Annotated in this window: 17 protein-coding genes and 1 tRNA gene; 11 read left to right on the top strand and 7 right to left on the bottom strand. The window is 41.1% G+C overall.

Annotation, left to right across the window (positions count from 1 at the left end):
- Window positions 1–4 precede the first annotated feature (4 nt).
- Window positions 5–2,428, bottom strand: a complete 2,424-nt coding sequence (locus tag J3L18_RS24865; RefSeq protein ID WP_129571460.1) for a TonB-dependent receptor — start codon at window positions 2,426–2,428, stop codon at window positions 5–7.
- Between the two features lie 1,204 nt (window positions 2,429–3,632).
- On the opposite strand from J3L18_RS24865, the gene J3L18_RS24860 reads away from it, so the two are divergent.
- Window positions 3,633–4,367, top strand: a complete 735-nt coding sequence (locus J3L18_RS24860) for a polysaccharide deacetylase family protein (protein WP_129571459.1) — start codon at window positions 3,633–3,635, stop codon at window positions 4,365–4,367.
- Between the two features lie 375 nt (window positions 4,368–4,742).
- Here the strand turns inward: J3L18_RS24860 and J3L18_RS24855 are convergent.
- Window positions 4,743–4,816, bottom strand: a tRNA-Pro gene (locus J3L18_RS24855).
- A 626-nt stretch (window positions 4,817–5,442) separates the two neighbouring features.
- Between J3L18_RS24855 and J3L18_RS24850 the strand changes: the two genes are divergently transcribed.
- Window positions 5,443–5,922: a hypothetical protein gene (locus J3L18_RS24850; protein WP_129571457.1), complete on the top strand. Its 480-nt coding sequence runs from the start codon at window positions 5,443–5,445 to the stop codon at window positions 5,920–5,922.
- A 408-nt stretch (window positions 5,923–6,330) separates the two neighbouring features.
- Here the strand turns inward: J3L18_RS24850 and J3L18_RS24845 are convergent, their stop codons facing one another.
- Window positions 6,331–7,044: a hypothetical protein gene (locus J3L18_RS24845; RefSeq protein WP_129571456.1), complete on the bottom strand. Its 714-nt coding sequence runs from the start codon at window positions 7,042–7,044 to the stop codon at window positions 6,331–6,333.
- Between the two features lie 488 nt (window positions 7,045–7,532).
- On the opposite strand from J3L18_RS24845, the gene J3L18_RS24840 reads away from it, so the two are divergent.
- From J3L18_RS24840 to J3L18_RS24820, 5 genes are all read left to right on the top strand, one after another.
- On the top strand, window positions 7,533–7,970 hold the full coding sequence (locus J3L18_RS24840; RefSeq protein WP_129571455.1) for a hypothetical protein: 438 nt from the start codon (window positions 7,533–7,535) through the stop codon (window positions 7,968–7,970).
- A 201-nt stretch (window positions 7,971–8,171) separates the two neighbouring features.
- Entirely contained in the window at window positions 8,172–11,501 is a 3,330-nt protein-coding gene (locus J3L18_RS24835) for a coiled-coil domain-containing protein (RefSeq protein WP_129571454.1), read from the top strand.
- Window position 11,502: 1 nt separating this feature from the next.
- On the top strand, window positions 11,503–11,925 hold the full coding sequence (locus tag J3L18_RS24830; protein WP_129571453.1) for an ATP-binding protein: 423 nt from the start codon (window positions 11,503–11,505) through the stop codon (window positions 11,923–11,925).
- Window positions 11,925–12,350, top strand: coding sequence for an rRNA maturation RNase YbeY (gene ybeY / locus J3L18_RS24825; RefSeq protein ID WP_091174938.1), 426 nt, complete (start codon window positions 11,925–11,927; stop codon window positions 12,348–12,350). Before J3L18_RS24830 ends, ybeY begins: the two co-directional genes overlap by 1 nt.
- 42 nt (window positions 12,351–12,392) lie before the next feature.
- Window positions 12,393–12,908: a glutathione peroxidase gene (locus J3L18_RS24820; RefSeq protein WP_091174940.1), complete on the top strand. Its 516-nt coding sequence runs from the start codon at window positions 12,393–12,395 to the stop codon at window positions 12,906–12,908.
- Between the two features lie 394 nt (window positions 12,909–13,302).
- Here the strand turns inward: J3L18_RS24820 and J3L18_RS24815 are convergent, their stop codons facing one another.
- Complete coding sequence (locus J3L18_RS24815; protein ID WP_208102387.1) at window positions 13,303–16,170, bottom strand: sensor histidine kinase; 2,868 nt, start codon at window positions 16,168–16,170, stop codon at window positions 13,303–13,305.
- Between the two features lie 604 nt (window positions 16,171–16,774).
- Here J3L18_RS24815 and J3L18_RS24810 point away from each other — a divergent pair.
- Window positions 16,775–17,656 (top strand): DMT family transporter, encoded by an 882-nt coding sequence (locus J3L18_RS24810; RefSeq protein ID WP_129569529.1) that lies wholly within the window; start codon window positions 16,775–16,777, stop codon window positions 17,654–17,656.
- A 62-nt stretch (window positions 17,657–17,718) separates the two neighbouring features.
- Here the strand turns inward: J3L18_RS24810 and J3L18_RS24805 are convergent, their stop codons facing one another.
- On the bottom strand, window positions 17,719–18,159 hold the full coding sequence (locus J3L18_RS24805; protein WP_129569528.1) for a nuclear transport factor 2 family protein: 441 nt from the start codon (window positions 18,157–18,159) through the stop codon (window positions 17,719–17,721).
- 125 nt (window positions 18,160–18,284) lie between these two features.
- Between J3L18_RS24805 and epsC the strand changes: the two genes are divergently transcribed.
- Genes epsC through J3L18_RS24790 form a run of 3 tightly spaced genes read left to right on the top strand, consistent with a single transcriptional unit; the run spans window position 18,285 to window position 20,216 of the window.
- The gene (epsC, locus tag J3L18_RS24800; RefSeq protein WP_091176147.1) at window positions 18,285–19,115 is read left to right on the top strand and encodes a serine O-acetyltransferase EpsC; all 831 of its coding nucleotides are present in this window, start codon (window positions 18,285–18,287) and stop codon (window positions 19,113–19,115) included.
- Between the two features lie 24 nt (window positions 19,116–19,139).
- Window positions 19,140–20,012 (top strand): cysteine synthase CysM, encoded by an 873-nt coding sequence (cysM, locus tag J3L18_RS24795; protein ID WP_129569527.1) that lies wholly within the window; start codon window positions 19,140–19,142, stop codon window positions 20,010–20,012.
- 6 nt (window positions 20,013–20,018) lie between these two features.
- Entirely contained in the window at window positions 20,019–20,216 is a 198-nt protein-coding gene (locus J3L18_RS24790) for a DUF5808 domain-containing protein (RefSeq protein ID WP_091176142.1), read from the top strand.
- A 149-nt stretch (window positions 20,217–20,365) separates the two neighbouring features.
- On the opposite strand, the gene J3L18_RS24785 is transcribed toward J3L18_RS24790, so the two are convergent.
- Window positions 20,366–20,971, bottom strand: a complete 606-nt coding sequence (locus J3L18_RS24785) for an HAD family hydrolase (protein ID WP_091176139.1) — start codon at window positions 20,969–20,971, stop codon at window positions 20,366–20,368.
- A complete protein-coding gene (locus J3L18_RS24780; protein ID WP_091176136.1) occupies window positions 20,968–21,324 on the bottom strand; it encodes a hypothetical protein in 357 nt (118 codons plus the stop codon). The genes J3L18_RS24785 and J3L18_RS24780 overlap by 4 nt, the downstream gene beginning before the upstream one ends.
- Between the last annotated feature and the right edge of the window lie 198 nt (window positions 21,325–21,522).

Here is a 21,522-nt window from a genome sequence, read left to right as displayed (position 1 = left end):
GCTGTCAGAATTTAGCACCTAATGTAACATAACATGATCTGCCGTCGCCGGGTAATATACCATTGCCAAGGTAAACGAGCGTTTCTGTTCGGCGGGTAAAGTATTTATTATCTGTCAGGTTATTGATACCGACCCTGATGTTGTACTTGTCGGAAAACTTATAGCCCAGGGCAAAATCGGCCACGTGATATCGTGGGACATAGCCTATATTGGGACTTGTTTTGGTAGCAGCTGTATTATTCGCATCTGACCATGATCCGCCAACATATGAATAATAAAAGGTAGCGGAGAGGTTATGTACAGAGCCATTTATGCCCGAGCGGCTAACAAATTGAGGAACGTCTTCCAACGTTTTTCCAGTCAGATTAACCACGCCTGCTTTGCCATTCAAATACCTGGCGTGATTATAAGCGTAAGAAGAAAATATGGAAAGATCATTGTTAGTGTCCTCGGTATTGAAATTAAGCAGGTGAACCTCAACAAAAGCTTCCACTCCCTTGGTGAGCGCATTGCCTGCATTGGTAGTGTAGGTGTAGGGTTTTCCGTTGCCATCAGTCAGCGTTATATTTCCTATCCTGTTGTTATACTTCAATTCAAATGCGCTTAGATCAAAGTTCAATATCTTTTTAACCTTTCCCCTAATGCCAATATCTGCATTATGGCCGCTCGCGTCTTTCAAATTCGGGTCGATCACCGCTGTGCTCGATCCGATGATAAGATTTGCATAAAGAATAGGTCTGTATGCCTGCGAGTAATTGCCATAAATATTAATGCTTTCAGTGATCTTATACTGCGCACCGATTCCACCCAGCACGATGTTCCTGGAGGTTGAAAGCGATACGGGGTTAAAATTTTTATATACTTTATATTCCGTTCCGTTTAAGGTTGATTTGAGGTTATCATACCTGATGCCGGGGGTAACGGATAGCCTATCGGTGATGCGGAAAAGGTTTTCAAGAAACGCCCCGTAGTTTATTGTTTTAAAGAGCAGGGCAATACCGTAATTGCCGGTTTGGGTAAGGTCAAAATTAGTTCCTGTACTTCCCTCTCCGTTTTGTTTTCTGTTTGTAGCAGCGTTGGAATATTTTAAGCCGCCCGATAGGGCACTCTCATGGCCGAACAGATCGTATTTTTTTATCATTCGTGCATCAACAGTATAGCTGTTGTAAAAGTCCCTGTTTATCTCTCTTGGAGCGTAGGAGTCTGTAGCTTTGCTGATGGTATCTGCATTGGTGGCTAAGCCTGGGCTGGCAATAACCATGTTTCTTTGTCCAAAAAAAGTATAGGCTTTTACATTCAATAGTGTTTTATTATTGATGGTGTAATTAAAAAGTAAAGCGGGCAGGTTGATTATCGGGTTAAAATAATTTCTGCTCCTGGTTGACTGGCGCGGATTGGCAGCGAACATCGCGTCGGTAAGCCCGCCAGCAAATTTCTGCACATAGTTTTCTCTTGAATATTCGAGACCAATATCCATTTTAGCTGTTGGCTTATAGTGCAAACTTGCGTAAGCATTCAGGAAATTATAGTTGGAGTTAAGGCGCCATCCATCGCTGCTACGGTAATTAAAGAAACCGTAATAGGTGAGCTTGCCTTTTTTTCCGCCTATTGAAGCAAAGGAATTTGAGGTATTGAACGAGCCATACGTTTGTTCGGTTTCAATGCTTAATGACTTCGTGGTATCGGGTTGTTTAATTACATAATTGAGCATTCCTCCAAACTGAGGGCCATATTGAAGAGCGGCTGATCCCCTGACGATCTCAATTTGCTGTACGGCTTCCAATGGCGGGTTATACATGGCCTCGGGATAACCATACAGATCGTTATTAACATTGTAGCCATTCTGGTTCACATTGAACTCCCATGATCTGTGCGGACTTAATCCTCTTGCCGCTACACTGGTTTGAGTGCCCGAACCATCCAACTCCCACGACGTGATACCCGGTACTTTTGCAAACATATCGCGGGCTTTATTTTGTGCGATATCTGCATTGACGCTGTCAACCAAAACAACTTCATTTTTTTTGCCCGAATAAATATTTGTTCCGCCGATCTCGGGTAACGACTTGATGCTTCCTAAGCCTCTTTCGCCTTGTACTTCAACAGCAGATATCTTAATAACGCCGGCCTGAAGCGTATAGGAAAATTCAGTAGTGTCATTGTTTTTTACGAGTATATGTTGTTTAACAGATTTATAGCCGATGTGCGAAATAATGACCTGGTAATTTCCGGCAGGAATATTATTGATGCTGTATTGGCCTTTATTATTTGTGGTGGCGCTGAAATTTGTTTTGTAAAGAATAATATTCACCAGCTCCAACGGGGCTTTTGAATTGTCGGTGATGCTACCTTTAATATTGCCGGTTGATTGGGAAAAAGCATGGGTAAGTATTAAGAAAAGGAGAAAGGTAAGGAAAGCTTTTTTCATAGAATGATCGTGTTTTTTGACATGTCGGTTTGTTTTTGACCCTTCGTTGTGTTTTTAAAAACATAACGCTAAGCTATAAAAAAGATCGTTTTTTTTATTTTTATTTAATAAAACATGCCTGATTCAATTGCTCATAAAAAGAATAGCATTTAGGAAATTTCGCCCCGGTCTGCGGCTTCATCTATAAAATGCATTCGTCCTGAAAATAACTCCCAAAGGTTTTGTTTAAACCTAGTTGCAGGAACATTCAGGAGAAAATGTTGTATATCTAATATAAAATCGTTTCTGATTTCGGTAAATCAAAGCTAATCGATAAGTGAATAATAAGTATATGGCAAAGCCAATTTGATCTCAAGTAATAATATCTACAATGCGTACTGGTCTGAATTTGCTTGAATTGATATAACAAGTATCAACAATTATTGATGCTAGTTATCAAACTGACTTACGAGCTTTTCTAATATAAAATACGACCCCAATAAGTGTGCATATTACTATAAGTGTTTGCTTAATCATTGTAATTAATTAATATTTTTTGAAATATTTCTTTCCTGTTATTACGGTAAAGATTTTTACCTATTTTAAAGGTGATATATGTAATAATCATGTATAAAGGAACTAACAGATAAAAGCCCTTTTTATAGGTAATTACGACTAATAATGTGGAGGCAAGGTAGCCGAGAAATGAAGTATTACCTTTCATTTGGAAATATGACCCAACTTTAATTGGAAAAAGTGTTGACCATATTAGGAAAAAGCTCATTAAAATAGATAGAGATGTTAGGTAAAAGACGATACAGAAGATGATATTGTTCGAGTTGCTTAAAATAACAATCGGCATCGTAACCACCAAATCCAACGCAATTGGGATAGAGATTACCCGAATCATAGTTTTTATTAAGTTAGAATATTCACCAGTTCGAATATCGTAATTTATAAGTACACCTTTCCAAAATTCTCAAGAATTATTGAATATATAGGTGAAAATTATTAATGGTGATACGAATAGCCAGTAGACTGCCGGTATTTCAATTAATATTCTTCCTTTGAAGTTAACAAAGTAGAAGTTTATTGAAACGACTATTGTTTTAAGTACGACACCTACAATCAATGGTATAAGAGCTTTTTTGTTGTTTAAAATTAACTTAAGCTCTAACCATAATTAACTTTTGCATCCGTCAAAACGAAGTTTATTTTTACATTCTTGAAAAAATTAAGCGCCCTACTTTCCCTATTAGTATGCTGCCTTTGCGGATTTGCCCAAAGACAAATCCCTATCCTTTGTTATCACCAGATCCGGGATTTTAAAGTTAAAGACAGCCGGACGGATAAGCAGTACATTATCCCGCCTGCCGCTTTTAAAGCGCAAATGAAAATGCTGGCGGACAGTGGTTATCAGACGGTTTTACCGGATGGGCTATTATCTGGTAAGCTGCTGCCTGCCAAACCCATTATGCTGACTTTTGATGATACCAATGCCGACCAGTTCAAAAACGGATTGCCGGTGCTGGAATCTTACGGCTTTAAGGGAGTATTCTTTATCATTACCGGGAAGATCGGCACGCATCCCTGGTTCATGAATGCCGCGCAGATTAAACAGCTTTCAGCTGAAGGGCATGTAATCGGCTGCCATACCCAAAGCCATACGGACTTCAGGCATTTGAAGCCTGTGGAATTTGAGCCGCAGATCGCAGCTTCGAAAAAAAATTTGGAAGACATAACCGGAAATGTTGTGGATTATTTCGCTTTTCCTTTCGGTTACTGGAACAGTAAAGGCTTGCCCGAGCTAAAAAAGATAGGGTTTAAAGCGGCTTTTCAGCTGGATGCGCCACGTGACAAAACTTATCCGAACCTGACTATGCGGCGGATCATTGCCAGTGGATTATGGACATCTCGCGATCTTTTTAGAAATATAAAAAGCGGCTTTACGGGCCGCTAAGTTTTACTATAGGACATAAATCAGATAGTTAGGAAAGTTAATTTTGGCTGTCTTTCGCATCTTTCTTTCCTTTACCCGTCTCTCCAGTTTTTGCAACAGTCGTTTTCTTCACTACATCCCCTACTGGTCGAAGTTTAGCGAAAGCATAACTTCGTCCTAAAATAAAGCAAGCATCATGCTTGTGAAGCATTACAATCCCGGACGAAACGATCATCGGGATTTTTGTGTAAACGGGCAGGCAAACCTATTTCATAACATAATCTGTTATGGCAGTAATACTAATATCAAGGTCTATAAGAAGGTCGCCAATCAAAAAAGAGCATATTCAATCAGTAAAAAACTGCTCAAATATGCTCTTTAAAGCTTGTGTTCAAGTCGGGATGGCGGGATTCGAACCCACGACCTCCAGCACCCCATGCTGGCGCGATACCGGGCTACGCTACATCCCGAATTAATGTATGGCCGGGCTGCAAATATAGTTGTTGCAGGGATAATTCAAAATGGAAATGTGGCTTTTAAAGCTATCTTGGCGACAACTGCGGATTTAAAGGTTTTCTGTCTTAATAAGATTATGGTTTCAGGAGAAAAAAGTCCAATAAGATCATTTCATTTTAAGTAGTCCCGCTATTACTTAATAAGCGCTATCTGATTCGCTGTTACATTCACGGACTCCACGATAATTGACTTTCTAAAATCTTGGGTTCAGTTATTTTCCCTTAGGTTTATAAATGAAATATTTTATAGTAATAGGTAATGTTTTCTTTACATACTATAAACTTTAAATATAATTTCAATATTTGTTCAAAGCCTGAACCGCGTAATATGAAATACCTTAAACTTAAATCTTTTCCTAAAGTCTTGTACCCAATCGCTATTTTTTCTGCGATTATTCTATCCGTAAATAGTTGTAAAAAAGACCGCCATGGAGATTCCACCGTTCAAATAAGCGACCCGACGATTGTTCGGGCTAAGGCCTGGTATGAAAAGGCATTCCCGGCGAATAGCAAAATGGGAGTTCAGTCAATACAAGATAGTGCGGACATTAAATTACCCGGAAATTGCAACTAATTATTTTATGAAATATTTTTTGATCGTAATACTTTGGCTTAACATTTACAGCGCTTCAGCTCAAAGGGTAGCCAACAATATCGACACGGTTTATTATTTGCTGGATACCACCAATACAACACCAAAAGATAGGATGTGGGATGTCGGGATGGAATCGCAGTACAAATACTTTACCGTAAAATGCCCATGTCTCAAATACAATAGCGAACCAACCTTTGTATATAATTCAAAGGATTCAGGCCAGAGGATTAATAATGCTTCACTATCAAAAATCAGGATGGTTAGTCTTCCCACGCTGATCAATTTTGCGAAAAAAACAACAGATCTCACTGCTCAAACGCTTTATGTATTCTATATAATAGAGATAGGGAAGGACCATGAGTACATTGTGCACAAAACAAGATTGTTAACTCCGCGAAAGAGAGAGGCCAGTGTAGATTTTGAAAATGTGACACCAATACCGGATAAAAAACGCAGAAATAAATAATGATATTTTAGTGATAATGACATGATGCTGCAAATTATAACTACCGCGGTAAAAAGAATTAATAAGGCGCTGAACAATATTTAAAAAACTTAACGCTTTAAACGGATTGAAGTGTAAGTGCCAGGCTGATTAAGCCGGTTACTTAACGGGCTAATCCCTCCCAATAAACTGACAGGATCTTGTCAGTGTTCAATTTTTAAAAAACGGGTGTTCAATGTTTGGAAATGAAAATTTGTAACTTGTTGATTATCAGTCAAAGGTTGTTCAAGCCGGCTTTTAAAGCATTTTAGCGAAAACGCAAGTGTCTGACAGTCAGTAATGTTTTTTTATGGAAAGAAGGCGGGCGTTCACACTTTTAAAAATTGAACACTTGCAGATCCGCCCGGAAACGGAACCTGTAAAGCGCAATCACCTCTTCATCAGTGGCTCGGTATGCGTAATTGAAAATTTCCCGGATAGTTTTAGTGGTGTTCCGTACTCGTTATAATAAACCCTGCCTGCTGCCTTTATTTCTTTTGGCCGGCTGCCGTTTAATGGATGAACGAGGCAGGTGATTGAGAAGTCGGCACCGGTGTTAAATGATTTTTCAACAGCATCCATAAGTGCCGCCTGGTGCCGGGGATCAACAATATGGATGGCCTCATTTAAAACGGGCTTTGTATTTTTCGGAAAGCCGAACAGCTTTAAGCCATATTCGGAAAGCGTAATCTCTTTGCTGCTGAAATCCAGCGACCAATCCCAAAGGGTATGCTCGTAGGCCGTTGTTAATTCAACACTATCCAATATTTCTGATAACTGGCCATTAAGTCTTTCCGATTTCATGTACGAAAGCTCCAATTTTTCGCCCAAAGCCAAAAGCTCGTTTCTTAGTGTAGCTATTTCATTATTTAAAGCGGCGTTTGTTTTGAGCCCGGTGCTATCTGCCGTCGTCAGCGCAGACTCGTCTTTTTCGTCAGGTAAGTCCCCAGCTGGCTGCAGCTTATAACTTGTCTTTCGACGGGTTAACAAAATGTTAATATATAAAAGGCAAAGTATAGTGGCATAAAATAAAATATTTTGCCAAACGCCACCTACACTAAAGTAGTCCAATATGGATTTATTGAGTTGGATCGGAATGGTCATGATAGGGCTGTGGCTAAATTGATGCAAGGTAATAATTAACTATACGCTTAACAATCCGTGAAAACACCCTTTTTTATGGTAATTTATATTGCGGCAATTAACCCGGGGTTAATTTAATGTAGAAATTTAAAATAAATAATCGTACTTTTTATTTGTGGCCCAAATCCTACGTTTGTTCCCCGAAAGTCGAAATTTTTGCTCCGCTATTTTAGGAGAGGGTTTTCTGCTGTTGCAGATATAATTTTTCGATAAAAAAACAGTTCTATATTTTAATGTAAACCTTTTAAATTAAATGGCGTGGCCTTTAAATCAGTGTTGTTTTCAAATCTGCAAGTATGGAAGCGCAACGGCTGTATGTAAAAAAGCATTTTCCGGGTTATCACGATTATAATTGCAGTGTTAAATAATAATCGGATACCGTTTACGAACCCGGGTAGCCTTGTTATTTTATTGACTGCTATGTATCTTGTTAGCGCGCTTAATAAATTATGAACAGGTCATTTATATACAGTTTAAAAGTTTGGTTGCTGATGGTAATCATTGCGCCATTGCTCCACCTTGTGCTGTCATGGTTTATTATCGAAAATCCTGAAATAAGCCTTATTGCAGAGATCCAAAAAGACTATATCATTTTTGCAGATATGGTTCTGCTGCTTACTATTCCTTTCGCCTTTGTATTTTGGGTGGCAGTATACTCTTTATCAAAAAAGAGAGAGCCGTTTTATGTGAAACAGGTTTTAACCATAGCTATATTGATAATTACTATGCTCCCGTTTTTTGAATTACTTTTTGAGAAAAAGGTTTCGGCTGTATCTTCTATAGCAGTAATTATATTTCCATATTCAATTACGGGGATAGCCGGTATTTGGCTGCATAAGCTCGAATCTCCAGGTTTTGAGGAAGAAACAGTTGAGGAGCAGGAATAAGATTTTCCCAATTTTGCCCATTATCATTGTTTTAAACCATGTATTTCCCAATAAAGAGCGGGAATCAATTTTAATTGTCATAAACAATTAACATTTTATTATTATTGCTTTAATTTTTGACTTAAACCAACACGTGTTATATATAATACATGGCTTTTGCGTTTAATAAGGCGTGTTTATTTAACGTTTTCCACATGTAGTATGGCCTCGACAGAAAATTATGAACTTTTGCTTGGCAAAATCAATACTTTCACCCGGAAGTATTATTTCAATAATTTTTTGCGTGGATTAATATTTTTAGGTGCCGGCCTTTTCTCAGCTTATGTAGTAATTATCCTAAGCGAATATTTCGGCAATTTCAGTATCCTGCTGCGTACCATTCTTTTTTACTTTTTTATCCTGCTTAATACAGTGCTTGTTTGCTGGCTGGTTTTACCATCATTGCTGGCCTGGCTTAAGCTGGGCAAAACTTTAACGCATGATGAAGCTGCCGAAATTATTGGCAGGCATTTTAACGATGTTCATGATAAGCTGCTCAATACCCTGCAGCTAAAAAAGCTCGCTGCCGAAGATGAAAGTCACCGTGCACTCATCGAGGCCAGTATCGACCAAAAGATAGAGGCGCTTAAACCGGTAAGCTTTCCATCTGCTATCAACCTTAAAGAAAACACCAAATATTTAAAATGGGCGCTTGGTCCGCTGGGGGTAATTATCATCATTGCATTGGCGGCGCCTTCTGTATTAACCGAAAGTACTAAAAGACTGATCAGGCATAACGAATATTTTGTTCCTGCTGCTCCGTTCAGGTTTATTGTATTGAACAAAACACTTTCAGTTGTGCAGGGGAGTGATTTAAAGCTCGACCTTAAACTGGAAGGCGATAAGCTGCCCGCAGATGTTTATGTTGAAACAGGGGAGAATACGTTTAAATTGGATAAAGATAACATCAGCCGTTTTCATTACCAGTTTAGCAACCTGCAGCAAAATACCCGCTTTAAGTTTTCGGGCAATGGCTTTAGTTCGGCTGTTTACGAAATCAAGGTAAATCAAAAGCCTGCACTGTTACACTTTGACGTTGACCTAAATTATCCGGCCTACCTCCATAAAAAAAATGAAAGGCTGCTAAATGCCGGCGATTTGACTATTCCTGCCGGTACAACTGTGAACTGGCAATTGCATACCCAGTATGCCAGTACATTGAGGTTTGACATAAATGGGCAAAGCCACGTTACGGTACAAAATGGGCCAGACCTGTTTGAACACCGCGAGCGGATATTGAAAACTTCTGTTTACAAACTTTTACCGGTTAATGCACTGGTAAATCAGAGTGATTCGGCTACATATCGCATCAACGTTGTTACTGACGAAGCGCCATCCATTTTTGTTGATGAAAAGCCAGATTCGGTAAGCATGAAAGCGTTTTATTTTAATGGCAAGATCCAGGATGATCATGGTTTTTCATCGCTCACGTTTCATTATACCATCGAGGCTACAGGCAACAGCAAAGAAAGGGAATTTACCAAAAAGGTTAATGCAGACCTGGCCCAAACACAAGCCGATTTCTTTTATTATTGGAACTTAAAGGAAATGGGCATTAATCCCGGCGACCATGTAAGCTACTTTTTTGAGGTTGCCGATAACGACGAAGTGACCGGCCACAAAACAGCGCGTACAGCAAAACATACACTAAATATCCCTGACAACAAGGAGATTAACCAACAGTTAAATGCGGGCTCAAAAGCTATAAAAGAAAAAATGGCTTCGGCTATAAAGCTGGCGGGACAGGTTGAACGCGACGCGCAAAAGCTTAATCAAAACCTGCTGAACAAAAATACACTCTCGTTTGATGAGAAAAAGCAGATAGAAGACCTGATGCAAAAGCGTAAAGACCTGGAAGATTTGGTAAAAGATATCCAGGCCGATAACAAAAAGAATTTATACAATCGCCAGGAAAACCAGCAGCAAACCGAAGAGATCATGGCTAAGCAAAAGCAGATTGAAGATTTGTTTAACAATGTACTTGATCAAAAAACAAAAGAGCTGCTTCAAAACCTGCAACAACTGTTAAACGAGCAACAAAAAGATGCTACCCGCGATGAATTATCCAAAATGCAGATGGATAATAAATCGTTAAAAAAGGAGCTCGACCGGGTGCTGGAACTTTACAAAAAGCTGGAGTTTGAGCAAAAGCTCAATCAAAACCTCGATCAGCTGAATAAGCTGGCCGATGAGCAGCAAAAACTATCTGATCAAACCAAACAGCCCGGTGCCGACCAGAAGAACCTTCAGCAGCAACAGGATAAGCTGAAGCGGGATTTTCAGGATGTGAAGAAAGGCTTCGATGAGTTGCAGAAGGTCAATGAGCAGTCCGAACGTAAATCAGACTATCAAAATCCTGAAAAGGAAACCAAAGATATTGAGCAGCAGATGGATCAAAGTGCCGGCGATCTGCAAAAAAAGGATAATTCAAAAGCCTCAAAATCGCAGCAGCAGGCAGCAAAGCAAATGAAGGAGCTTGCTGCAAAAATGCAAAAAGATAGCGACGAAGGCGAATCAAAAGAGAATGCTGTTGATGCCCAGCAGTTGAGGGAATTGTTAAAAAGCCTGGTTAACAGTTCGTTTAATCAGGAACAGCTGATGCAAACGCTTAGGAATACCAATCCTACAGATCCGTCATATGTTACGCTATCGCAAAATCAAAAGGATATAAAAGACAACTTGAAAACGGCCGAAGACAGCCTATATGCTATCAGCAGGAGGGTGCCGCAGATTCAGTCGACAGTTAATAAGGAGATTACCAGTATCAACGAGCATATCGACCAGGCTCTTGAGTTTCTGGGCGACAGGCGTACGCTTGAGGCAAACCGCAACCAGCAATACGCTATGACATCCATGAACAACCTTGCCTTGATGCTGAGCGAAGCGCTTGAGCAAATGCAAAAAATGATGAATAAGGGCGGCAAAGGAGGCAAGGGAAAGCAGCAATCCATATCGCAATTGGCAAAAATGCAGCAACAGCTTAATCAAAATATGCAAAAGGCCCGCGAGCAGATGCAGCAACAAGGCAACCAGGGTAAAGGCCAGCAGGGCAATAGTGGTAATATGAGCGAGCAGTTTGCTAAAATGGCACGTCAGCAGCAGATGATACGGCAGGCTTTGCAACAAATTGACAGGGACGAAAATAAAGACGGGACAGGCGGATTGGGCAATTTGGATAAAATTTCGAAAGAAATGGAACAAACCGAACGTGATCTCGTAAACAGGAAGATTACAGATGACGCGCTAAAAAGGCAGCAGCAAATACAAACCCGGTTATTAGAGGCCGAAAAGGCCGAGCAGCAACGAGATCAGGATCAGCAAAGAGAGAGCAATGCAGGTAAGGATTTGCCACCGGGATACATAAAGGCACTGCAGGGGTACCAGCAACAAAAAGCAAAGCAGACGGAGCAGATCAGAACGGTATCTCCGGCACTTAATTTGTATTATAAACAAAAAATTAAATCTTACTTTGATCAACTTAATGCCAAATAATATGGAAGAGGCAAATGTTCAAACCAGCGAGCTATATACGTTGCAGCTGCCGTCAAAACCGGAGAGCATAACGTTGCTTGAGCAGCTGATAGAAGAAATTGCTGATAAATATCATGTTGAGCAGGATACCTTCGCCAATATGATGACCTGCCTTAATGAAGCGGTTATTAATGCCATTATGCATGGTAACAAACAGGATGAAACAAAAAAAGTGATTGTTAATGCCGAAGTGGAACCGAAGCGTATCATCTGGACTGTTACAGATGAAGGCCCGGGCTTTGACTATAATAACCTTGCCGATCCCACAGCTCCCGAAAATCTCGAGAACCTCACCGGCCGCGGTGTGTTTATCATTAAACACCTTGCCGACCAATGTATTTTTAATGCCTCGGGTAATGAAATTGAACTTCACTTTAAGATCTGATGCCCACGATTAATTTTTTTGAAGAAGACACAACCTTTAAGCCGAAACAAAAAGCGCAATTAAGACAATGGATAAAGGAAACGGTAATTGCCGAGGGCTTTAAACTGAAAGAGCTTAACTACATTTTTTGCTCAGACGCATACCTGCTGCAAATAAACCAGCAATATCTTGATCATGATACTTTTACCGACATTGTAACTTTTGATAATTCGGAAGTAGAGGGGGATATTGTTGGCGATATCTTTATTTCGATAGACCGCATCCGTGAAAATGGCGCCAAATTTAAAACCGGCGAAACCAATGAGCTGCACCGTGTTATCATTCACGGCGCCCTGCACCTGTTGGGTTACACGGATAAAAGTGTTGTTACAAAACAAAAAATGACACAAAAAGAAGATGAGTACTTAGCTAAAAGAAATTTTTAGCCTTACTTTTATAGTGGATTATAAAAATCAATTGTAAAAACCATGAAAACACTGGCACTCATCATCGCCTTATTATTTGCCACCGCACCATCTTCAGTATATGATTTTAAACTGAAAACCATTGATGGCAAAGATTTTAGCCTGGCTAAATACAAAGGCAAAAAAGTATTGATCGTAAATACGGCTTCAAAATGCGGCTTCACCAAACAATACGCCGACCTGGAAAAACTATCTGAACAATACAAAGGCAAACTGGTAGTAGTAGGTTTCCCGGCCAATAACTTTGGCGGCCAGGAGCCGGGCACTAATCAGGACATTAAGACCTTTTGCAAAGAAAACTTTAACGTAAAATTCCCGATGAGCGGTAAAGTAAGCGTTTTAGGTTTGGATATCGATCCGTTGTTTCAATACTTAACAACCGCTCCAAACCCTGATTTTACCGGTGACATCAAATGGAATTTCGAAAAATTCCTCATAGACGAAAACGGTAAACTGATCCACCGTTTCAGATCGCAAACTACCCCGCTATCTGAGGATATCACCAAATATCTGAACTAAGAATTTGCCTTTAAGGCACAGGCTGCCGGCGGTCGTTCCGGTTGCGCAGGATAGGTTTGAACAAAGTAAAGGGGCAAATGACCAATTGGTTGTTTGCCCCTTTACTGTTAAAGCGGGATTGATCTTTTAGGCTGGTGATTATAATTGTGCGAAGGTGAATAACAAGTGCCGCGAAGCCGGGCGGCAACGAATTATGGTAATGATAAGGTTAGGCTTTAAAGATCACTAACAGGGGAGTTATTTTAACGAGGCCTTTTAGTTTCTTCTGTTCCAGCCCGCGCGGGTAGTGTAAATTATCCTTTAACAAAATTATCTGGAGCGTGCTTTGCAGTAAATATAAAATGCTAATTCCTAAATTATCCCGGGTTTCTTAATACCTATTATGGGGTATACGCTAAAGGTTTAGTTTAAGACTGATGGATGTGCCTTTACCGTGGGCGGTATCAATTTTGAGTTCGGCGTTCAATCTTTTTGCCCGGGCGTAAATATTCCGGATGCCCATGGTTTCGTGTTTGCGCACATCAGGGTCAAATCCGCGCCCGTCATCACGGATGCTGATCTGCAGCCGGTTTTTGTAAAGGTTGATTTCCAGAAACGCGTTTTGTGCCTCCGAATGTTTGACAACATTGTTTAATACTTCCTTAACAAGGAGGTATACCTGGCGCCTTTTTTCGCCGCTGATGGTAACCGGGGTTTCGCTAATGGAGGTATTTACATGAAGGTCAATATTGCTGTATTCCAATATTTTAATGGCTTGTTTATGAATAAAGCCGGCCAGGTTGCTTACTTCGTCGTTTTCGGCATCAAGGCTCCAGATAATTAATCTTACCTGGGTAGATATATCGGTGATGGCTTCATGAATAGCGTCTATCTCCTTAAAAGCGGGCTGATCGGCCGTTTTGCGGCTGAGCAATTCGGTCCTGAGCTTAATGCCGGAGATGCTTGCCCCTAAATCATCATGCACCTCGCTGCTGATCCGCTGTCGTTCGCGCTGCAGGGCAAGTGCATTTTCATAGTCCTTTTTTTGTAAGCCGATGATGGACTGATAATATTTCCGTACCAGCAGGAAAGCGATGATTATGGCACTTAATACAGCCACCACCTGCAGCCATAACTGTTGATACCATAAAGGCATAACGTCAAATTTAAAAATGAGCGGCTGGCTTAACTGGTTAAAACGGTCGGCAGCCACGGCTTCTAACTCATAGTTTCCGGGGGGCAGCAGGTCGAACCGTTTTTCGCCGGAAGGCGCGACGCTCCAATTTTTATCAACCCCCTTAAGCCTGAAGCGGTATTGTATTTTACCCATGCTTTTGTAGGATAGGGCAACGCAGTTAAATATAACAGGCCTGCCGTAAGTAAAGCTGCTTTGAGTTCCGGGTATCCCGTCGTTAATCAACACAGGTTTAGGCAGGCTCGTATTCCCTAAATTTTGAGTGACGGCTATGCCCTGATCGGTGGCTATGTAATAATCATGCCCGTTCTGCACTACATCGGCAACGTTATCAGAGGGGAGCCCGTTACTGGTATTGAGCAAACTTATGCGGTAATTTTGATAATGATTATGGAAGCTGATAATGCTTACACCGTTTGCGGTACAGACCCATAAAGTATTGTCATCTGTCCATACCAGTTTACGGATATCGCCTGAAAAAATAGCAGGAGATCTAAACTGAACAATTTTTTCGCCGGCCAGCAAAAACATCCCCTGAGCTTCGGTACCTATGGCGCATACTTCATTATTTGATGCCAGGCTCTTAACAACATTTATTCCTTTATCGGCCAATATTCGAATAGAGGAAAACTTGCCGGCGCTCCCGAAAGGTACAAACTGGTATAACCCGTAAAGTGAGCCTACGAGCGTCTTACTCTTATACCATGTTACAGATGTCATACGTATGGGCTTAAAATTGTACCCCAATTGATGTTTAAACTTATCTGTCAAAACGCCAACTGCATTTTGTGTAAGGAAATACACTGTGTCGGATCGTGCAGCAATTCCTTTTATCGGACCATAAAAAATTTTTACAGAATGCCATGACAACGGGTTCTTATTGGAAATATCTAATCTGAATATACCATTATCGGTACCTATGACGAGAGTGTTGCCCGAGATTGTAAGCAGATTGGTTATCCGGTTAAAGTCAGACCGGTTTTGATTCATAGTTATAGTGCCTATCGACGGCGTTTGATTTGCGCCAAGTTTCATATAACTCAGTGTGCTTAAAACATGCCCGGTAAACAGGTAACCTCCTGCAATGGCCAGTTTTAAAACATCTTCATTGGCCAGCCCGCTTTCTTTGTTAATGATTTTTATTTCGGGATTGGTACATAGAAAAAAGCCTTTGTCATAGCTGCCAAACCATAAATTATTTTCCCGGTCAATAACCGTAGCGGTAGTGATGTTATTATTAAGGTAATTTTTCCGTTCGCCGGTAACATAGTTAATAATGTAGGTGCCCTGTTTTACCGTTGTAACGGCAAACGTGTTTTTGCCGGTAAGATACACTGAAGTTACGTTGCCGGTAAAAAAGATTTTACTGAGCGGGACGATCCCGCTTTTTTGATACCGATAAACATGTACCCAGTCTTTAGTTATCAATAGTAAATAATTTTGATGTAAAGCCAACCGGTAAGGTTTGATATTGGTATTGGCAGTTTGAAAACTTAACTGGCCGGCCTTAAGCTCTTCTTCGAGGATGTCAAGGTCGTTTTCAGACAGGATGATCTCTTCTCCGTCAGAACCATAAATGTACCCGTTCAAATGCCTTATGGCATGTCTTTCCGATTTTAACTCTTCAAAATGATAAACTTTGGTACTAAGCCTGTAATTTACACAGAGCTCATTATAACGGTTAAAAAAGAAATTGGCGAAGGGTGAAACGATTACTTTTTGAGATGAGTTAAGCTTATGTATAAGCCCGTTTTCATAATAACAGACCCTGTAGTTATTACAGTAAAAAAAAATCCGGTGATAATTATCCTCGGCAATCCTGAAACACTCATTGTTTTCCAGCCCATCGGCCGATGTGAAGTTTTTAAAGTGCTGGCCGTCAAACCTGCTCACGCCTTTATCGGTGGCCAGCCAGATAAAACCCCTGCTGTCCTGCATTAAATAGTTAACCCTTGAACTGGGCAGGCCATCAGGCGCGCTATAATTTTTCAGGTAAACTAACTGATATGGAATGTCGGCACATACCCGGCCCGGGAATAGAAACAGCGTTAATATTAAAAGTTTAAAAAAAAGGCGTTTTAGCGGCATTCTATGATTTGTATCAATTTAACATTGCTGCTTTTATCAATATGCAATGATACGGTGTATGGCATTGTTTTGTTGTATCACCGATAAATTTAAAAAGAAATGATATGTAATTATATCCATCTAAATAATAAGCAGCTCGCCTGTAAACATTTATTATATAAGTGTCCCGGCTCGTACACACAGGGTATGTGTGTGTCCCGGCCGTTCGGCTTGTGGGACGCACCGATCTCTGCTTAAGCTACCTGCGGTAGAAGTTATCTCTGTGAACCAAAACGGCCTTCAATTTTATGGTAATAGCCAAAGTGACAAGACAATCACAAATCTTTAGTTAAAACAAAACTTTTCCTTATTTTTGACTCATCAACAAATGACAACAGTAAACATTAAAAATGGAACCGCAGGGGCTTCGAAATCCCTTATTCGCAATATCCTTGCGTCGGAGCCATTTTTCAATGATTCACCACCAGCTCTTTTTTGCTAACGGATATCGATAATCTCTATCGGATCTGAATTTTTTCAACATTATTTTCAAAACAATTTATTCAATGCGGGCAATTGCTGGTATTGTTATGCTTTGCCCAACCGATTCTTAATTTAGCAAAAAATGAAAAAAACATTTGTTCTGTTGCATATAGCCGTAATACTGGCGGGCTTTACCGGGGTATTCGGAAAGCTTATCTCGTTAAATGAATACCTGCTTACCTGTTACCGTACGCTGTTCTCTTTTTTATTCCTGGTGATTATTGTATGGCTCAAAAAGCCACAATTTAAATACTCATGGAGCAACATAACGGAAATGGGTAAGGCTGGATTACTAATTGCCTTTCACTGGGTTTTTTTTTATGCCAGCATCAAATATTCCAACGTTTCGGTAGGCGTAGTTTGCTATTGCCTCACCAGTTTTTTTACTGCATTTCTGTCTCCGCTTATCAACAAAAAACCTTTCAATATTACTGAACTGCTGCTAAGTATGCTTACACTTGCCGGTATCGGTTTGATATTTCATTTTGATACCTCATTCAGAACCGGGATCATCCTTGGCGTAATTTCATCCTTCCTGGCATCCCTTTATACCATATTGAACGAGCGTCTGGTTAAAAAGTATGATTCAACCGTTATGAACTTGTATCAGATGCTGGCCGGATCTGTCGCGCTGATACTGGCCTCGCCGCTATATCTTTATTTCTTCCCTTCAAAAACGATAATACCAGGCACATTGGATATCATTTATTTGCTGCTTTTATCGCTTTTTTGCACGGTTGGCCTTTATGTTATGGTGGCCGAGGTTTTGAGGAAAATGTCTGCCTTTACGGTTAACTTAACCTTTAACCTGGAGCCTGTTTACAGTATTTTACTGGCAATGATTTTATTCAATGAATCCCGGCAGCTCAATTTATCCTTTTATGCAGGCCTGTTGATCATCATCATATCCGTAATCTTACAGGCGGGACTAAGCCGGAGAAAAAGGGCAGGGGCAGATTTGTAATGAGTTACATAATCCCAGAGTTACGAAGTTTTTAAAACTTCGTAACTCTTCAAGGTCTTTTATTAACCCCGTTCAGATACCCGGGCGGCTGCCTGTACCGGCAAGTCCGTATTGCCATCCTGCTTAATTAGGTTAAGCTTATGTTTCGTGATGATCCATTTGCCATCAGTTTCAGTGAGCTCGGTATCATAAGTGCCCTCAACAATCCATAGGTCGTCACCAATAAAATGATCGGCTTTGCCATAATAATGAACAAGCGCTACCGACCCGTTTTGCATGACATAAAAATCGGCCAGCTGATGATTGGTTTTGTCAAAGCCGGGCAAAAAGCCACGCCACGCCGTAATAATACCTTCAGCAGGTACAATACTTGCCGGGTTGCCAGTCATGGAACTATAATCAAGCTCCACATTTTCGGCAAATGTATTTTTAACTTTGCCCCAGTCGCGCTCATCGGCTCCGGTGAACAAGGCCGTTACCGTTTCAATTATTTGATCTTTCATGTTTCTGCATAGGTTAAATTCACTCAAATATCAATTATCCGGTTCATTTTACATATTAACAACAATCTTTTATATAAACTTGTACTGTTATTGGTTGTTTTCCCAAAACAGCCCCACCATAAAACATGAGTCAGGATTTTTATCAACATATTTTTGCTAAACAGCAAAAGCTGGAGGCTGTGCCTTCAAACAGGGAGATTACTGCCTGGGCACTAAAAGTGATCCATTTGCTGTACCCCGAACAAACCGGGCAACAGTATGCTTCGGTTGAGGAGCTGAAGGATGAGTTTTTAAGGCTTGAGAATGAACTTTGTGACATTATGCATGCCACCAAAGCCTGCAGTAACTGTGATACCTCAAAGCTGGCCAAAAAGTTTTTTGAGGGCCTTCCCGAGTTATTCCGCATTCTGAATACCGATATCCAGGCTATTTTTAACGGCGATCCGGCTGCACGCAGCGAGTTTGAAGTGATCCGTACTTATCCGGGCTTTTATGCCATTTCGCTTTACCGGGTGGCGCACAGCCTTTATATCGATGATATTCCGTTGTTGCCAAGGATCCTTACAGAATATGCGCATTCTAAAACAGGGATAGATATTCATCCTGCTGCCCAGATAGACGAGTATTTCTATATAGATCATGGTACCGGTATTGTTATTGGCGAAAGCTGTAAAATAGGTAAGCATGTAAAGCTGTACCAGGGCGTTACCCTGGGGGCATTAAGTGTGGATAAAAGTATGGCCAATACCAAGCGCCATCCTACAGTTCAGGATAATGTGGTAATTTACTCCGGCGCTACTATTTTGGGCGGAGAAACCATCATCGGCCATAACAGTGTGGTAGGAGGAAACGTTTGGCTCACCAAGAGTTTGCCGCCAAATTCAAGGGTATACCACACCCCTAACCACAGGGTACTGAAAAGATTGAGCATTAAATTGTTTGGCCACAAGAAATAGAACATTTACCGTAAAAAATATATAATGGCTTCATTGATAGACCTGATAGGCAACACGCCTATGGTAGAAATTAAAAAGCTGAACCCAAATCCAAAAGTGCGGATCTTCGCCAAGCTGGAAGGCAATAATCCGGGTGGCAGCGTAAAAGACCGCGCGTCGCTCAACATGATCAGGAGTGCTATTGAGCGCGGCGACATTAAGCCTGGCACAAAGTTGATTGAAGCTACCAGCGGCAATACAGGGATAGCATTGGCTATGATTGCAAGGTTGTTTGATCTGGAGATAGAGCTGGTGATGCCATCCAACTCCACCCGCGAGCGTACGCTTACTATGGAGGCATTTGGAGCTAAAGTTACCCTGTTGGAAGGAATAGAAGTCTGTCGTGATTATGCAGAAGAAAAGGCCGCTACGGGCGAATATTTCCTGCTGAACCAGTTTGCCAACCCGGATAACTTCATGGCACACGTAAAAACAACAGGCCCCGAAATTTGGCACGATACCGAAGGCAAAATCACCCACTTTGTAAGTGCTATGGGAACTACAGGTACCATCATGGGCTGTTCAAGATATTTGAAAGAGCAAAACGCCAACGTACAGATAGTAGGTTGCCAACCGGTTGAAGGCTCTTCCATCCCCGGCATCCGCAGGTGGCCCGAAGAATACCTGCCCAAGATTTTTGATGCCAAACGGGTTGACAGGGTAATGGATATTTCGCAGGAAGAAGCGACTCAAATGGCCCGCCAAATGGCTAAGGTTGAAGGCGTATTTGCTGGCATGAGCAGCGGCGGTGCACTATCTGCGGCTGTAAGGCTTGCTCAAGAACTGGAAGAGGGCCTAATCGTTTTTATTTGCTGTGACCGGGGCGACAGGTATTTGAGCAGCGAGTTATTTGGATAAGTACCGATGGAACCTACTGAGGATAGTAATAATTATAAATACGGCGTATTTTATTACAACAAAGATGATAGCCGGATCATTGTGCCCAAAAGAATTAAGTACATGGGATGGACAGTGAATTTTGCCCACCCGTTAAGTTATTTGATTATGGGCGGGATACTGGCTGTGGTAATTGTAGCATGGATAGTTGCCCCGCAGAAATAAATACGTATTGTTCATAAACTAGCGCCCGTTTGTAACGGGTGCTTAATATGTTATGGCGTTTGTAACGCAATTACCGGCGCTTACGTTAGAAATATAGGCCCGTTTTAAGAACTTCATCACAGATGTTCTCGCGGCCGATTTGCAAGATTTTACAACACCTCTAACTCCTTCAGCTTAATCTCTAAAGCTTCCGCCGATGTAAAATGGATACATTCAATTCCCATTTTTTCCGCCGCTAAAATATTACGATAGTTATCATCAATAAATAAAGCCTCATCTGCATTTACATGGTAACGATCAAGCAGGGTTTGATAAAAGGCAGGGGTGGGTTTACGCATTTTTTCGGCGCCGGATACAACAATGCCATCAAACCATCCTAAAAAATCGAAACGCTCCTGGGCCATCGGAAAAGTTTCGGCCGACCAGTTGGTCAATGCGTAGATTTTGTATTTGCCGCTTTCTTTTAATTGTTTGAAGATCTCTACCGTATCGTGAAAAGGATCGCCAAGCATCTCTATCCAGCGGGAATAAAAAGCACGGATATTGGCTTCGTGTTCTGGAAATTGGGCAACAAGCAAATCTGTGCCTTCCTGTAAGGACCGGCCGGCATCCTGCTCCTCATTCCAGTCGGAGGTACAAATATTAGCCAAAAAGTCTATCATTTCCTGTTCATCAGCAAACAGGGTGCGGTACATATAATGCGGGTTCCAATCGATTAAAACGGCCCCCAGATCGAATATTATGGTGTTGATCATTTTTTCTTTGCGTGGGTTTCATGAACCTCGGCCTTTGTAACAACCGAATCTTTCAAAAAAACAACAAGCGTTTGAGTATAAATCAATTTGCCTTTGCTGTATTCTCGGTCAAGGTCGTATACCATGCTGTCTTTACTGCTTAATTGAGGGCGGTGGAGCAAATGGATCACCTGTTGATATTTAAGATTATTAAGCTGTTTACTTTCAATCAGGTCATTAACCATACCCGGGCGATAAGCGAACGTAAGGCCATCTCCATCATCCCATTTATCACGGTCGAACTTTTGTTTACGGCTGCAGGCGGTTAGGCAAACTGCCAGGAGGCAGATAAATATCAGGGTTTTGCTAAGCATTTTATGTTTCAGTATTGAATCAGGCCATATTTCAACTGCCCGTTATTGCGTAGCTTTCCCACGACCGAAAAAGGGTGTCATGGGTAGCCTGTCGAAGCATGGTGGGCAGGCCTCTCCGCGCGAGTCTTCGACAGGCTCAGACTGACAGGCCTACCCAGCTTTCTGCAATAACGGGTAGTTGTTGGTTTTCCAGCAGCT

The organism is Mucilaginibacter gossypii (assembly GCF_017569325.2).
Taxonomy (GTDB): Bacteria; Bacteroidota; Bacteroidia; order Sphingobacteriales; family Sphingobacteriaceae; genus Mucilaginibacter; species Mucilaginibacter gossypii.
Note: the sequence above shows the minus strand (reverse complement) of the source record. Positions and strands in the feature narration are given on the sequence as shown.